The organism is Aequorivita aurantiaca (assembly GCF_030410135.1).
Classification (GTDB): Bacteria; Bacteroidota; Bacteroidia; order Flavobacteriales; family Flavobacteriaceae; genus Aequorivita; species Aequorivita aurantiaca.
On sequence record NZ_JAUGQQ010000003.1, the window covers coordinates 124872 to 139612 of the forward strand.

General features: G+C 38.7%; 17 protein-coding genes. 13 read left to right on the plus strand and 4 right to left on the minus strand.

Annotated features, from left to right (window positions below):
* Nucleotides 1–71 precede the first annotated feature (71 nt).
* Genes QRD02_RS06305 through QRD02_RS06320 form a run of 4 tightly spaced genes read left to right on the plus strand, consistent with a single transcriptional unit; the run spans nt 72 to nt 3380 of the window.
* Entirely contained in the window at nt 72–491 is a 420-nt protein-coding gene (locus tag QRD02_RS06305; RefSeq protein ID WP_290254082.1) for a DUF6146 family protein, read from the plus strand.
* Entirely contained in the window at nt 488–790 is a 303-nt protein-coding gene (locus QRD02_RS06310; protein WP_290254083.1) for a DUF6787 family protein, read from the plus strand. Before QRD02_RS06305 ends, QRD02_RS06310 begins: the two co-directional genes overlap by 4 nt.
* Nucleotides 787–1116: a hypothetical protein gene (locus tag QRD02_RS06315; protein WP_290254084.1), complete on the plus strand. Its 330-nt coding sequence runs from the start codon at nt 787–789 to the stop codon at nt 1114–1116. Before QRD02_RS06310 ends, QRD02_RS06315 begins: the two co-directional genes overlap by 4 nt.
* A 50-nt stretch (nt 1117–1166) precedes the next feature.
* Entirely contained in the window at nt 1167–3380 is a 2214-nt protein-coding gene (locus tag QRD02_RS06320) for a TonB-dependent receptor (RefSeq protein WP_290254085.1), read from the plus strand.
* A gap of 29 nt (nt 3381–3409) precedes the next feature.
* Here the strand turns inward: QRD02_RS06320 and QRD02_RS06325 are convergent, their stop codons facing one another.
* Both QRD02_RS06325 and folE read right to left on the minus strand, forming a co-directional pair.
* Entirely contained in the window at nt 3410–3712 is a 303-nt protein-coding gene (locus tag QRD02_RS06325; RefSeq protein WP_290254086.1) for a hypothetical protein, read from the minus strand.
* Nucleotides 3713–3764: 52 nt separating this feature from the next.
* Nucleotides 3765–4364 (minus strand): GTP cyclohydrolase I FolE, encoded by a 600-nt coding sequence (gene folE / locus QRD02_RS06330; protein WP_290254087.1) that lies wholly within the window; start codon nt 4362–4364, stop codon nt 3765–3767.
* A gap of 121 nt (nt 4365–4485) precedes the next feature.
* Between folE and QRD02_RS06335 the strand changes: the two genes are divergently transcribed.
* The 9 genes from QRD02_RS06335 (at nt 4486) to QRD02_RS06375 (ending at nt 13324) form a co-directional block, all read left to right on the plus strand.
* A complete protein-coding gene (locus tag QRD02_RS06335; protein ID WP_290254088.1) occupies nt 4486–5145 on the plus strand; it encodes an ABC transporter ATP-binding protein in 660 nt (219 codons plus the stop codon).
* Nucleotides 5146–5210: 65 nt separating this feature from the next.
* Complete coding sequence (locus QRD02_RS06340) at nt 5211–5975, plus strand: TIGR02757 family protein (protein ID WP_290254089.1); 765 nt, start codon at nt 5211–5213, stop codon at nt 5973–5975.
* 124 nt (nt 5976–6099) lie between these two features.
* Nucleotides 6100–7302 (plus strand): sensor histidine kinase, encoded by a 1203-nt coding sequence (locus QRD02_RS06345; protein WP_290254090.1) that lies wholly within the window; start codon nt 6100–6102, stop codon nt 7300–7302.
* An 84-nt stretch (nt 7303–7386) separates the two neighbouring features.
* Nucleotides 7387–8583 (plus strand): sensor histidine kinase, encoded by a 1197-nt coding sequence (locus QRD02_RS06350; protein ID WP_290254091.1) that lies wholly within the window; start codon nt 7387–7389, stop codon nt 8581–8583.
* A 46-nt stretch (nt 8584–8629) separates the two neighbouring features.
* On the plus strand, nt 8630–10552 hold the full coding sequence (locus QRD02_RS06355) for a BatA domain-containing protein (protein ID WP_290254092.1): 1923 nt from the start codon (nt 8630–8632) through the stop codon (nt 10550–10552).
* Nucleotides 10553–10635: 83 nt separating this feature from the next.
* On the plus strand, nt 10636–11892 hold the full coding sequence (locus QRD02_RS06360; RefSeq protein WP_290254093.1) for a dihydroorotase: 1257 nt from the start codon (nt 10636–10638) through the stop codon (nt 11890–11892).
* A complete protein-coding gene (locus tag QRD02_RS06365) occupies nt 11892–12215 on the plus strand; it encodes a hypothetical protein (RefSeq protein WP_290254094.1) in 324 nt (107 codons plus the stop codon). Before QRD02_RS06360 ends, QRD02_RS06365 begins: the two co-directional genes overlap by 1 nt.
* Before the next feature lie 51 nt (nt 12216–12266).
* Nucleotides 12267–12590, plus strand: coding sequence for a DUF4870 domain-containing protein (locus QRD02_RS06370; protein ID WP_290254095.1), 324 nt, complete (start codon nt 12267–12269; stop codon nt 12588–12590).
* 77 nt (nt 12591–12667) lie between these two features.
* On the plus strand, nt 12668–13324 hold the full coding sequence (locus tag QRD02_RS06375; RefSeq protein ID WP_290254096.1) for an alpha/beta hydrolase: 657 nt from the start codon (nt 12668–12670) through the stop codon (nt 13322–13324).
* A 79-nt stretch (nt 13325–13403) separates the two neighbouring features.
* Here QRD02_RS06375 and QRD02_RS06380 read toward each other — a convergent pair whose 3' ends face one another.
* Both QRD02_RS06380 and QRD02_RS06385 read right to left on the minus strand, forming a co-directional pair.
* Nucleotides 13404–13898: a hydrolase gene (locus QRD02_RS06380; protein ID WP_290254097.1), complete on the minus strand. Its 495-nt coding sequence runs from the start codon at nt 13896–13898 to the stop codon at nt 13404–13406.
* A 2-nt stretch (nt 13899–13900) separates the two neighbouring features.
* On the minus strand, nt 13901–14677 hold the full coding sequence (locus tag QRD02_RS06385) for an MBL fold metallo-hydrolase (protein WP_290254098.1): 777 nt from the start codon (nt 14675–14677) through the stop codon (nt 13901–13903).
* Nucleotides 14678–14741 lie beyond the last annotated feature (64 nt).

Consider the following 14741-nt stretch of genomic DNA (forward strand, 5'->3'; position numbering starts at 1 on the left):
TCACGGTAGAATTTGAACGATAAATACCTTCTATTTTGCACTACAATGTTTAACTTTGTAAAAATGTAGTTATGAAAAATTTATTATTAATTGCGGCCTTTTGTATTGCCTGCTACAGTTGCGGTTCGGGAAATAAAACGTTGAATAGTAACAATACAGAAATATCAAAAAATGATACCATTCGTATTGCCAATGATAGTCTGGAATACGAAATAATAATTATAGAGCCAGGGTTTGAGTCGTGGCTTGTATCCCAACCGCCAAGAGGTTTTTACGGCCAATCCTTGTTAGAAAACAAAAACTATCAGTGGGTTACGGAATATAACACTCGCGTGCTTCAGCCAGCTAAATATTCCCCGAGTTTATATACTGAACAAATTAATTACGATCCCGCTATTGATTATGGATACGAGGTAAATTATTTACTCTATAATTATTTTGTCTATTTTCAGGACAAGTACAATCAAAAATTTATTGGAGGAAGAAATTGAAAAAGCTTAAACAACGCTGGAACATCGATTCCAATTTCCAACTTTTTATAATACTTCTTGTGTTTGCCATCACAGGAAGTTCGGCAGCAAAACTGGCGGCGCCACTCACGGATTTTTTCGGAGTAGAAAGGGAAATGGGTTGGTATATTTATTGGCCTTTCAGAATTTTGATTATTCTCCCAATTTATAAAGTGCTATTGGTTTTTTTCGGATGGGTTTTTGGTGAGTCAGCATTTTTCTGGAACTTTGTCAAGAAAATGCTGCGCAATATGGGGCTCGGGTTCTTAATTAGCAAATGATTTATTTTAAAAAGGAAATATTACGGATTATTTCAGTGGCGATTTTTTCAGCCGCGCTGTTACTTCCTACGGCAGTAAAATTAGCCCATTCCTTTGAAGGTCACCAACACGAAACCTGCACGGACATTTCGGTCCACATACATGAAAAGCAATTGGAATGTTCCATTTGTGATTTTCATTTTTCAATCTTCAACTTCACTCCGGCGCAACAGCCGGATTTTAAAGTCTTCCACAGCTTTCAAAACAGTAGTACCGATTATGTTTTTGCGTATTACCATTCCAATCCAAACATATATTTCCTTCGGGGTCCCCCACTGTTTTCTTGATTTTTAGCATTTTATTTTAAACCAAGATTTAATTTATAACTCAAGAAAGCATGAAAAACATTCTATGCTTGCTTGCGGTATTTTCTTTATATACAGCGGCGAGCTCCCAAAATTCCCTATTGGGAAAAATTACTTCAACAAATAATAACCAACCTGTTTCGGCCACAGTGTACCTTCCGCAATTGGAAAAGGGAACAGTTTCAGACCTAAACGGAAATTATGAAATGAAAAACATTCCAGACGGTAATTACAATGTCATTTTCTCATCGATGGGATTCGCAACCCTTTCCATAAAAATCAGTTTTTCCAACAATCAAATCATTGATAAAAATGTGCAATTGGAAGAAAGCGCAGTTGAAATGGAACAAGTGATCGTTTCCACCCCATTCCACAAATTGCAAAGTGACAATGTGATGAAAGTAGAAAGAGTTTCCACGGAAGAATTGAATTTTTCAGGAGCCGTAACTCTTGCAGATGGAATAAAGAACATTGCCGGGGTGGACTTGATTACAACTGGAACGGGCATTGGAAAACCCGTAATCCGAGGGCTCAGTTCCAACCGAGTTTTGACCTACGCGCAGGGCGTGCGGTTGGAAAACCAGCAGTTTGGCGACGAGCACGGCTTAGGAATTAATGAAGCAGGCATTGAAAGTGTTGAGGTTATCAAAGGGCCAGCTTCTCTGCTTTACGGAAGTGATGCCCTAGGCGGCGTACTTTATCTAAATCCTGAGCGGTTCGCAATTTCCGGAGAAACACATTCCGATTTGAACAGCACCTATTTTTCAAACACGTTGGGAACCGTAACAAATCTTGGCGTTAAAACCTCGGGCGACAAAGTAAAATTTCTTGCGCGCGGCACCTATGCCACCTTCAGTGATTATAAAACGGGCGCTGCTTATCGGGTTACAAATACTAGGTTTAATGAATCCGATTTAAAAACCGGAATACAATATTTGGGAACAACTTTTAAATCCACCGTGCGCTATAATTACAACCGATCAAATATTGGCATTGCTGAAGAAATTGGCGCGCAATCGCAATCAAAGGATTTGGAACTGCCATTTCAGGAAATTGACAATCATATCCTAAGTCTGGACAACACGTTCTTTTTCAACAAATCCAGTGTAGATTTAAAGATTGGCTATCTATTTAACGACCGCCGCGAGTTTGAAGATGAATCCTCCGTGGCGGCACTTCGGCTAAAATTGAATACCTTAAATTATGATTTGAAATATAACTTGCCGCAATGGGGGCAATTGGAAGCGATTGTTGGCTTACAGGGTATGTTTCAAAACAATAAAAACGAAGGCGAAGAAATTCTAATACCCGATGCGAATACCACAGATATTGGATTATTGGGAACCGCACATTATCATTTGAATAAGGTGGATTTGCAGGCCGGGTTGCGTTTTGATTCTAGAAAAATAGAAAGCCAAGCAGCGCGAAACCCTGCGGATGAAGATTTTATTCCTGCACTGGATAAAACCTTCACCAACTTTACCGGAGCCGTGGGCGCTAAAATTGATCTATATCAAAATTTCTCAACACGAATAAATCTTGCGAGCGGTTTTCGCGCGCCTAATTTAGCGGAATTAACTTCCAATGGCGAGCACGAAGGCACCAATAGATATGAAAAAGGGAACCCAAATTTAAAAAATGAGCAAAACTTTCAAACAGATATTTCTTTTGAATATAGAAACAAGCATGTTGAATTTTTCGCAAATGGTTTTTATAATGCGGTGAACGATTATATTTTTATTTCACCCACGGATGAAATGGTTGACGAGTCGCAGGTTTTTGAATATTTACAGCAGGATGCAAGCCTGTTTGGAGGAGAATTTGGGTTTCATTTGCATCCCCATCCATTGGATTGGCTACATCTGGAAAGCAGTTTCGAAACGGTTACCGGCAAGTTGGAAAATGAAAAATATTTACCATTAATTCCTGCAAATTCCCTGCGGAATACATTTCGGGTGGAATTGCATGATGGGGTTATTCGAAAATCCAGCGCCGCTTTCATAACCCTCGAAAATACTTTTGACCAAAATAACATAAGTGATTTTGAAACAAAAACCGCAGGTTACTCTTTGTTAAGCGCGGGAATTGAAAGTAGCTTTCAACTACCGCAAGTGAAATTGAAAGTGGGACTGACGGCAACCAATTTAACGGATAAGGATTATATATCGCATCTTTCCCGTTTTAAGTCGGACGGTATTTTGAATATAGGGCGAAGTATAAACGCCACGCTAAAAGTAGAACTGTAAAATAAGAAAGCCCCAATTTGGGGCTTTTTTTATTTGTTCACACGCACTTTAATGGGCTGTAGTCTTGGCTGTTTTTTCCAAACATACGTATATAGCCACATTAAGGTAAATGTGGGCACTACATCAGTAAATGGCAATATTTCTTCAATAAAAACCAAGACTGACGCAATTTTTCCTTCGGTTCCTTTGTACATTTTGCTCATTTTCTTGGCTGCTATGGGCGCCCAAATTAAGTCTAAAAACGGCCCTATAACTGGAATTGCCATTGTTACCATTCCAATTAAATCATATATTATTCCCTTTCGGAGCAATTTATATTTTTCGTTTTTCATTTTTCGATGATTTATATTTTTCCTATTTAACTCAAAAAACATTCCAAAAACATCATCCCAAATCGCTGCTAATCAATTTTAAAAATTCATTACGGGTTTCAATGGCCTCAAACTGTCCGCGAAAACCGGAGGTGGTAGTAACGCTATTTTGTTTTTGCACCCCGCGCATCATCATGCACATATGGGAAGCTTCAATAACAACGGCCACTCCCCTTGGTTTCAGAGTGTCATTTATGCACTCCAAAATATCGTGCGTAAGTCGTTCCTGCACTTGCAGGCGTCGAGCAAAAACGTCAACCACGCGAGGTATTTTGCTGAGCCCTACAATATATCCATCGGGAATATAGGCTATATGCGCTTTGCCGAAAAAAGGCAATATGTGGTGCTCACAAAGCGAATAAAGCTCAATGTTCTTTATGATTACCATATCGTGGTAAGCTTCCGCGAACATCGCGCTTTTCAGAATATCAGCAGGATTTTGACAATTTCCCGACGTTAAAAATTGTATGGCCTTTGCTGCGCGCTCTGGCGTTTTCACGATTCCTTCCCGCGAAACGTCCTCTCCGATAGTACCTAAAATTTTGGTGTAATTTTCAACCAAAGTATCTGTTACGGGTTGGTCGTATTCTTCAAAATATTTATAAGAAGCCATTTTAAATTGGTTTAAAAATTCAAAATCAAAAATAGAAGTATAAGTTGGAATAAAAACTATATAACCTTTAGGATTGCATTATCGCACGATAAATAGTAATTTCACCCCCTAAAATTCCATAATGATTGAAGCGCAAAATATTCACAAATACTACGACAGTCTGCACGTTTTAAAAGGTGTAGATCTGCACATTAAAAAAAGTGAAATTGTTTCAATAGTGGGTGCTTCGGGTGCCGGAAAAACTACCTTGCTTCAAATTCTGGGTACGCTCGATGCCTTTCAGGACAAGCACAGCGAATTGCTGATAAATGGGATAAATATTGGTTCGCTTTCGGGGAAAAAGTTGGCAAAATTCCGCAATGAAAACCTTGGTTTCATCTTTCAGTTCCATCAATTGTTGCCCGAGTTTACGGCTTTGGAAAATGTGTGTATTCCAGCATTCATAAAAAAAACGCCCCGTACGGAGGCCACAAAACGGGCAAAGGAATTGCTTTCATTTTTAGGGCTTTCCCACCGTGAAAACCACAAGCCAAACGAACTCTCGGGTGGCGAGCAGCAAAGGGTTGCAGTGGCTCGGGCATTGATAAACAACCCAGCGATAATTCTGGCAGACGAACCCAGTGGAAATCTTGACACTGAAAGCGCGGAAAATCTTCACAATCTCTTTTTCCAATTACGCGACGAATTTGGACAAACCTTTGTAATTGTAACCCACAACGAAGAATTGGCAAATATGGCCGACAGAAAATTGGTTATGCAGGATGGGGTTATTGTAAATTAACTTCCAAAATTTGAAGCATCAAATTCCGAATAAAATTTCAGTAAAAATTTCAAAATTCACTCCTTATGAATAAAAGTGAATTAAAAGAATTTCTTGACGAAAAGGTGGTCCTTTACAACAATCCAAATTTTATTGAAACCGATCCCATTCAAATTCCCCATAAATTTTCATTAAAGGAAGATATAGAAATTGCTGGGTTTCTTGTGGCCACAATTGCTTGGGGAAACCGAAAAAGCATCATAAACAACGGCAACAAATTGATGGGGTTAATGGGCAATTCACCTTATGATTTCGTGATGGATTTTTCGGAAAAGAATTCCGGAATACTTTCAAATTTTGTTCATCGCACGTTTAATGCTGCAGATCTAATTTACTTCATTAAGGCGCTTCAAAATATTTATCAAAATCATGGGGGGTTGGAAAAGGTATTTGCAAATCATACCAACGAGGATTCCCTTCAAACAGCAATTCACCATTTCAAGAAAATATTTTTTGAACTGCCGCACCTTTCCCGCTCTGAAAAACACATTAGTGATCCCCTGAAAAATTCGGCGGCAAAAAGAATAAACATGTTTCTGCGTTGGATGGTAAGGAATGATGCGAAAGGGGTTGATTTTGGACTTTGGCAAAGCATTTCACCTTCGCAGCTTTCGTGCCCGTTGGATGTACACAGCGGAAATGTTGCCCGAAAATTAAAGCTGTTGATTAGAAAGCAAAATGATGCCAAGGCCCTAGCGGAACTTGACCTATCACTTCGGAAATTTGATGCCCGAGACCCCGTGAAATATGATTTCGCGCTTTTTGGATTGGGCGCTTTTGAACGATTTTGATTTACGGGTTAACCCATTTCGCATTACTTTTTTTCGTTTTTAAGAATTTTTGGAAAATGTTGTACATTTACGCTTAATCCTTAAACACCAACCTCCAGGGGTTTGAGATAACGCTACCAATACATTGATAACACCCAATTTCCCTGTTGATGAAGAGCAACGTCTTGCCGCGGTTCGTTCATACAGTCTTTTAGATACTTTACCGGAAAAAGATTTTGACAATATTACGGCCCTCACTGCTAATATTTGTGATGTTCCCATATCATTGGTGACATTGTTGGATGCGGACCGCAATTTTTTAAAATCGCACTATGGGTTAAATTTCAATGAATCCCCTCGCGATCTTTCCTTCTGCGGCCATGCAATTTTGGACGAATCAAATATTTTTATCGTTGAGGATGCTCGTAACGATCCAAGATTTCAAGACAATCCTCTTGTTACAGAAATGAATGCCATATTTTATGCGGGGGTTCGGCTCGTTAATTCGGAGGGCTATCCATTGGGGACGCTATGTGTTTTCGACACAAAACCCCGGATGCTTTCCAAATCACAAAAAAAGGCTCTTATTTCCATGGCCTACCAAGTAGTGAACCTGTTTGAGGCTCGCAAACGGAACAGAACTTTATTGGCCGTTCAGCAAGAGCTAAAGGAGAAAAATGAGGAACTGAAAAACTTCGCCGGTATCGTTTCCCACGACATGAAAATGCCCTTGGCAAATATGATTATAACCTCGGACATATTGCGCTCCAAATACGGTCAGCATCTTGACAAACAAGGCCAAGACTACTTGGAATATATAAAACAATCCTCTTTTACGCTAAGCGAATATATCACGGGATTGCTTGAACATTATGAAAGTGACAAAACCGCATCACTGAACAATGAGGTTTTTGACAGCAATGATCTTTTCGAAGAAATAATTGAATTATTGAATATCAATATTGACTGTGAAATAAACCTTCCGGAAACCAATTTGGAAATGCAGGCAAATCGTGCGGCATTGGAACAAATTGTACTGAATTTGGTGGGGAACAGTTTAAAATATAATGATAAACCAAGAATAAGGATTGATATTGAGTGCTTTGAAAAAGACGGAAGCTATCATTTTCTAATTTCAGATAATGGAATGGGAATTGCCAAAAATAAACTATCTCAAATTTTTGATCTTTTTACTACCACCGGCAACCTTGACCGAAATGGAAAAAAAGGCAACGGCATTGGCCTATCTACCGTTAAAAAACTCGTTACCAAACTTGGTGGTGAAATTGAGGTTTCTTCAAAAATTGGGAAAGGAACCACTTTCCAGTTCAGTATTAAAAAGAAGTGATACGCCATTATTATAAGCTTACTGTTTTCAGTAATTATTATACCCGTATATTTAGGGGCATAAAAAATAAGCCTTGAAATTTTCATGATTCCGCCAAAATTCCCCGACAATGAAAAAGAACGCATTGCCGAATTAAAGAATTACAACTTACTCGACACTCTTTCCGAAAACGATTTTGACAATATTACCGCGCTCGTTGCCAACATCTGCGAGGTGCCCATTTCATTGATTACCCTATTGGATAGCGATCGGAATTTCTTTAAATCGCATTTCGGATTGGATTTTAACCAAGCGCCCCGAAATACCTCTTTCTGCGGCCACGCTATTTTGCAGGAGGAAGAAATGTTTATTGTTGAGGATGCAAGAAAGGACATACGGTTTCAAGATAATCCATTAATTTCCGAAGTAAACGCCATTTTCTATGCCGGCGTGCCGCTTGTAAACAGTAACGGCTTCAAGCTTGGCACCCTTTGCGTTTTTGACCATAAACCCCGAATTCTTTCCGAGATACAGCTAAATTCATTGAAATCATTGGGAAAGCAGGTAGTGATTCTTTTTGAACTGCGCAAAAAAAATAAGTTGTTGACCGAGTTCCAAAAGGAATTGCAGCAACGCAATGAGCGGCTGGTGAATTTTGCGAACGTTGTTTCCCACGACCTAAAATCGCCTTTGGCAAATATTACCTCCCTCACCAGAATGCTGCGCGAGGATAATGTTGAAAAGCTATCCGAAGATTCCGATATGTATCTCAATTATATAGAAGACTCAACTTTTTCCCTGAAAAACTACATTAATGGAATTCTAAAATTTTATAAAACAGATGAGTTGTTAGGGTCGCAAAAGCAGGATGTTGAAATGAAATTGCTTTTCGAGGAAATAAAGGAAATCTTGATAACGGAAGATATTGTTTTTGAATTTCCCAATGAAGGAATTCTTCATAACGTGAACAAGGCTGCGCTGACACAGATTTTTCTCAACTTGATTGACAATAGCCTGAAGTACAACTTAAATGATCACAGAATGGTGAAAATATCTTACATGGATGAAGGCGATTTTCATAGCTTCGCAATTAAGGACAACGGCATGGGTATTGATCTTGGGGTGCAGCAAGAAATTTTTACCTTATTCAAAACCACCGGAATCAAGGATCGCGACGGCAAGGATGGCACAGGCATTGGCTTGGCTACCGTTAAAAGCTTGGTTTCAAAGATGGGTGGCAGTATAAATTTGGAGTCGGAACCGGGAAAAGGAAGTATCTTTAGCTTTACTATCCAGAAATAGCTTTATTTACGTTCCATTTTTTATCTTTGGACAATTATTTATAGGAATGCAGTTTAAAAACCCCGAAATTCTTTACGCCCTTTTCCTGCTTCTCATTCCAATATTCATTCACCTTTTTCAACTCCGGCGTTTCCAAAAAGTAGATTTCACCAATGTTGCTTTTCTTAAAAAAGTGACCATCCAAACCCGCAAAAGTTCCCAATTAAAAAAATGGCTAACATTACTAATGCGCTTATTGGCCATGGCGTGCATAATAATAGCATTCGCCCAACCTTTCACCGCCACAAAAACAGCTCTAAGCACTAAAAAGGAAACGGTAATCTATTTGGACAATTCCTTCAGTATGCAGACAAAGGGATCCAAGGGTCCGCTGCTGGAACGCAGCCTTCAGGAATTGTTTGAAAATAACAGTGGTGCAGAAAAAGTGAGCTGGTTCACCAATAATTCTGAAAAAAGAAACGCAAGCGCCGCTGATTTTAAAAGTGAAATCCTATCAATTGGATATTCCCAAAACCAATTGACGCCCTCACAAGTTCTGCTAAAGGTGGGTCAACTCTTTTCCGATGAAAAAGACGTTTTGCGCCGACTGGTCTATATTTCAGATTTTCAGCAAACAGAAACCTTTCCTAAAATTCCCGACAATCTAATTGTGGACGCCGTGCAATTGAAACCGGTGAAAGCTTTTAATGTTTCCCTTGATAGCGTCTTTATCGCCTCAAAAAATGCTTCGGTAACGCAATTGAAAGTAAAGATTTCGAATATTTTAAACGAATTTTCAGAAGTACCTGTTTCGCTTTTTAAAAATGAAAAACTAATTGCCAAAACAGCGGTGGATTTTTCAGAAAATGCTGTGGGCACGGTTAATTTCGACATTGATAATTCCGAAGGTTTTGTCGGCAAGATTCAGTTAACCGAACCGAACGTTACTTTTGACAATACTCTATTTTTCAGCATCAACAAACCCGAAAAAATAAAGGTTTTGGCAATTAATGAGGCTGATGGCAAATTTCTGCAACGGCTATTTGAAAAGGAAGAATTTCAATTTCTTCAACAAACGTCCAAAGCCCTCAACTATAATGAAATTCCAAATCAAAACTTTATTGTCTTAAATGAATTGAAGGAAATTCCCGCCTCGTTGGCAACGGCTATACAAGCCTTTAGCGCTGCGGGCGGTAGCGTGCTCATAATTCCCGCGCCAGAAGTGAATTTGGGCAGCTACAACAATTTACTTGCAACCATGACGCTGGGAATACTGTCTTCCGAAACAATACAGGAAAAAAGAATTACCAAAATCGTTTTTTCGCATCCCCTATTTAAAGACGTTTTTGAAAAGGAAGTGGCTAATTTTCAGTATCCGAATGTCAATTCGTTCTATCCTATTTCCACAAACGCAATTACGGCCTTATCGTTTGAGGACAGTAAACCCTTTTTGGTTCAAAAGAACAACACTTTCCTGTTTACCGCACCCATAAACAGAACAAGTTCAAATTTTCAAAGCTCGCCTTTAGTAGTGCCAACATTATATAATATGGCATTGGGAAGCCTGCCGTTACCTCGATTGTATTATACTATAGGGGAACAAAATGCTATTGCGGTTCCAGTAAAATTGGGCGCGGACGAGATTTTGAAAATTAGGGACAGTGTGGGCAGTTTCATTCCGCTTCAACAAACGAAATCCAATTTCGTTTTATTGGAAACCACGGACGAGCCTAATATAGCCGGCAATTATCAAATTGTAAGGGAAAATGAATTTCTGGAAAACATCAGTTTCAATTATTCAAGAAATGAAAGCAAGTTGCAATATCTGAATGTCGAAAATTGGAGCGGTGCCAAAATCCATAAAAATTTAGATGCACTTTTTGATAGCATTAATGAAGCTACTTCCATAAACGGTTTCTGGAAATGGTTTGCTATTTTTGCGTTGCTATTTTTGATTTTTGAAATGCTTATTTTAAAATTCTACAATTAAAAATCGACAGGAAAAAAGACAATGTTCAAAGAAACCTAAACCTGTAAAATTGGAGGCCGAACTTTGAAACTTAAATTTTGATTATGAAATTACTTCTAAAATCTGCAACCATTGTTGATGCATCCAGCAAGCTCCATTTAAAGAAACGGGATGTTTTGATAGAAAATGGAAAAATTTCAAAAATCGCCGCTAATATTCCTTCTTCCAACAAGGTTCGGGAAATATCGTTAAAAAATCTACACATTTCGCAGGGCTGGTTTGATAGCAGCGTTTCTTTTGGAGAACCAGGTTTTGAAGAAAGGGAAAATATTGAAAACGGTTTAAAAACAGCGGCATTAAGCGGTTTTACAAGTGTTGCCGTAAATGCGAACAGCTTTCCGGTAACTGACAGCAAAGCACAAATTAAATATTTGAAAAGCAAAGCCGAAGGACAATCGGTAAACCTCTACCCTATTGGTGCACTTACGGTGGGCAGCAAGGGCGTGGACCTTGCAGAACTTTTTGATATGCAAAACCAAGGCGCGATTGCTTTTTATGATTACAAAACTCCGATTGCGAATGCAAACCTCTTAAAAATAGCCTTACAGTACAGCCAGAATTTTGATGGTTTGGTGCAATCATTTCCATTTGATAATTCGGTGGCTAAAAATGGAATGGTAAACGAGGAAGTGAACAGCACCCGGCTAGGCTTAAAGGGTATTCCGGCACTTTCGGAAGAACTTCAAATAATCCGGGATTTGTATATTTTGGAATACACCGGAGGGAAACTTCACATACCTACTATATCCACCAAAAAATCGGTGGAATTGATTAAGGACGCGAAGAAAAAGGGTTTGGATGTTAGTTGCAGCGTGGCCATATTCAATTTAGTTTTAACGGATGATGCGCTGGAGGAATTTGACACCAATTTCAAACTGTTGCCACCGCTCCGCACAAAACAGGATACCCAAGCGCTTTTAAAAGGATTGAAAGATGGCACTATTGATGCGGTTACCAGTGACCACAATCCAATTGACGTGGAACATAAAAAAATAGAATTCGAGCACGCATATTTCGGAAGTATAGGTTTGGAAGCTTGCTTTGGCGCCTTAAATGGAATCATTGGCTTTGAAGATGCGGTGACCGTTCTTACCGGTCTAAAAAATAGGTTCAAAATCTCCACCAATCCAATAGCCGAAGCCAATGCAGCAGAACTTACCCTATTCGACCCCACGGAAAATTGGGTGTTTTCTGAAGATGATATTTTTTCCACCTCAAAGAATGCTGCTTTGCTGGGTGCCAAATTAAAGGGTAAAGTGTACGGAATTGTTTCAAATAATAAATTAGAGCTTAATAAATAATGAATACTACTCCTTCCGCCGGCAGAACCACAGCCTTAATTGCCTATGCCCCATTTGTGGGGTTTATGATTGCATTTTTTATTAATAAAGATGAAAACCAGCCATTTGCAACCTGGCATATCAAAAATATGTTCGGACTGTTTATAATGTTCGTAGTTTCAATGATTGTACAAGCACAAATAAATGTGGCCACAGGTGATATTTTATGGCTCCTATGCGTTTTTCTTTGGCTTTATTGTTGGGCCATGGCCTATCTGTATAAGGAAAAAGGTATTCCTTTTCTAAGTGAAAAATTTCAACAATGGTTCACTTTTTTGAATTAAAGTATTGGCTATCTTTAACTTAAATTAAAACAACTTAAATATTCTAACCAAATGGAAACAACAACAGATAATGGCAAAACGGTTGCTATAATTGCATACATTACACTTATTGGGTGGATCATTGCCCTTTTAATGAACAACGGAAATAGAACAACGCTCGGCTCCTTCCACGTGCGCCAATCCTTGGGAATTATGTGTGTGGGCGTGGTACTCAGTATCATAATAGGATTTATTGGAATTTCCCTGCTCAGCTGGATAGTTCAATTGGCAATCCTAGTTTTTTGGATTTTAGGTTTGATTAGTGCCGTACAGGGTGAAATGACACCTGTGCCGGTATTTGGCGAACAGTTCCAGGAATGGTTTAAGGGAATTTAATTTTTAAAGAAAATTTAACGGGACCTTTGAAGCTGAAAATCGTTCAGTTTAAAAGGTCTTGTTTATTTTTACACGATATGAAAAAACAGACACTACTTTTAGAACACAATTATAGACCCGCAAAAAATTCGTCCGAAAACCCGCCTGCAATAATAATGCTCCACGGTTTTGGCAGCGATGAGCACGACTTATTTGCATTCGCCGAGGAATTGCCCGAAAAATATGCCATTTTCTCCCTAAAAGCGCCCATACGTTTGGAGCCTTATGGCTATGCATGGTATAATATTTATTTTGACAATGCCCAGGGAAAATTCAGCGATGATACACAAGCGATAGCCTCGCGTGAATTGGTGTCGAAATGTATTGACGAAATAATAGAAAAGTACAATATTGATGGCGAAAAAATTACATTAGTTGGGTTTAGTCAAGGTACAATTTTAAGTTTTGCCCTAGCCTTGAGCTATCCGGAAAAAGTAAAAAACGTAATAGGTTTGAGCGGCTATGTAAATGAAGATATTTTAAAGGAAGGCTACGAACAAAACGACTTTAGCAGTCTTCATATTTACACCTCGCACGGAAATGTGGATCAAGTTATTCCTGTGCAATGGGCACGCAAAACCGAACCATTTTTGAAAAATTTGAACATTGACGTAACTTATTCCGAATTTCCCGTGGGCCATGGGGTGGCGCCACAAAATTTTCACGAACTTAAAGATTGGTTGGGAAAACACTAATTCTCTTTCCGTAGTTGTTTCTTTCTCCCGAAAATCGGCATCAAAATTTAAAAAAATTCAATAATTGAAAATGAAAATTTTACTGCGGATAAAGTAAGGAACCTAAGGTAGTTAATTCAAGCTCATTTTTTTCATTGAAATAATATTCCAGGATCATTTCACCCCAATATTTGCCATCACTGAAGTCTGCCAAAATCCATTTATGGTTCAAAAATTTCAGTTTGTTTATTTTCATTTCGCCGTTCATTCCCTCAAATGGGACAAGCGGATTGTTGCCCTTGGTTAAATTGAAATCATAGATTCGGTCGGAAACCATGGCTTCAACGTCTGCTGCTTCGTAACCCATTTTTTCGAGATAGGTCATGGCGTTGTCATTTCCCAAAAGCGAAAAATAATTTAAATCGCGTACCTGAGTCTGCAATTGGGCAATGGAATCATTGTTGGTTTCAATTGTTGCTTCCAACGTTTCAATTCTGGATTCCTGTGATTCAAAGATTTTCTTTTCATTCATATATTGAAAGAAAATGAAAAGCAATGCGAAAAAAAACAAGTATATAAAAATTTTGTTTCTCATAATCAAACTGTTATAGTCAAGGTATCAAATGCTAAATGTACTTTTTCGGGAAGTTTTTTTTCAACTTCTTCGTGAAAGCCCATTAGATGGCTGATGTGTGTAAAATAAGTTTTTTCCGGTTTCACTTTTTCAACAAAATTGAGTGCTTCGGCTATATTGAAATGGGAATAATGTGGATTTTCGCGCAAGGCATTTATTACGAGAACTTTTGTGCCTTTCACTTTTTCGGTTTCCACATCTGAAATGGTTTTAACATCTGTCAAATATGTGAAGTCTTCAATTCTAAATCCCAAAACCGGCAGCACATCGTGCATTGCTTCAATGGGAACCACTTTTTTTTCTCCAATTTCAAAAGGAGTATTTTTATCAATCTCAATTTCGTGAATGCTCGGGGCGCCGGGATACTTGTTGACCGTGGCAAAAATATAAGCAAAGCGTTCCCGCAATGATTTAAAAACGCGCTTGTGTGCGTAAACCGGCATATTGCCCTGCAAAAAGTTGAACGGTCGAATATCGTCCAATCCCGCGGTGTGGTCGCTATGTTCGTGAGTCAGTAAAATACCATCTACTCTTTTCACATTTTCACGCAACATTTGCTGTCTAAAATCGGGGCCGCAATCAATTACATATGAAAAATTTTCCCAGCGCAATAAAACCGATACTCGCAAACGTTTATCCTTTGGATTGGAGCTTAAACAAACGGGATGATCACTACCAATCACTGGGATTCCCTGTGAAGTTCCAGTGCCGAGAAATGTTACGGTGAATCTTGAATTCATTCCCGCAAAAATAATGGTATTTTTTTTGTTTACCTATTGTAATCGCTACCTTTGTTAATTCCAA

Bases quoted from the DNA above. Each gene is read 5' to 3' on its own strand.
- QRD02_RS06305 (WP_290254082.1), top strand. From the start codon at position 72: ATGAAAAATTTATTATTAATTGCGGCCTTTTGTATTGCCTGCTACAGT.
- QRD02_RS06315 (WP_290254084.1), top strand. From the start codon at position 787: ATGATTTATTTTAAAAAGGAAATATTACGGATTATTTCAGTGGCGATT.
- QRD02_RS06320 (WP_290254085.1), top strand. From the start codon at position 1,167: ATGAAAAACATTCTATGCTTGCTTGCGGTATTTTCTTTATATACAGCG.
- QRD02_RS06325 (WP_290254086.1), bottom strand. From the start codon at position 3,712: ATGAAAAACGAAAAATATAAATTGCTCCGAAAGGGAATAATATATGAT.
- folE (WP_290254087.1), bottom strand. From the start codon at position 4,364: ATGGCTTCTTATAAATATTTTGAAGAATACGACCAACCCGTAACAGAT.
- QRD02_RS06335 (WP_290254088.1), top strand. From the start codon at position 4,486: ATGATTGAAGCGCAAAATATTCACAAATACTACGACAGTCTGCACGTT.
- QRD02_RS06340 (WP_290254089.1), top strand. From the start codon at position 5,211: ATGAATAAAAGTGAATTAAAAGAATTTCTTGACGAAAAGGTGGTCCTT.
- QRD02_RS06350 (WP_290254091.1), top strand. From the start codon at position 7,387: ATGATTCCGCCAAAATTCCCCGACAATGAAAAAGAACGCATTGCCGAA.
- QRD02_RS06355 (WP_290254092.1), top strand. From the start codon at position 8,630: ATGCAGTTTAAAAACCCCGAAATTCTTTACGCCCTTTTCCTGCTTCTC.
- QRD02_RS06360 (WP_290254093.1), top strand. From the start codon at position 10,636: ATGAAATTACTTCTAAAATCTGCAACCATTGTTGATGCATCCAGCAAG.
- QRD02_RS06365 (WP_290254094.1), top strand. From the start codon at position 11,892: ATGAATACTACTCCTTCCGCCGGCAGAACCACAGCCTTAATTGCCTAT.
- QRD02_RS06370 (WP_290254095.1), top strand. From the start codon at position 12,267: ATGGAAACAACAACAGATAATGGCAAAACGGTTGCTATAATTGCATAC.
- QRD02_RS06375 (WP_290254096.1), top strand. From the start codon at position 12,668: ATGAAAAAACAGACACTACTTTTAGAACACAATTATAGACCCGCAAAA.
- QRD02_RS06380 (WP_290254097.1), bottom strand. From the start codon at position 13,898: ATGAGAAACAAAATTTTTATATACTTGTTTTTTTTCGCATTGCTTTTC.
- QRD02_RS06385 (WP_290254098.1), bottom strand. From the start codon at position 14,677: ATGAATTCAAGATTCACCGTAACATTTCTCGGCACTGGAACTTCACAG.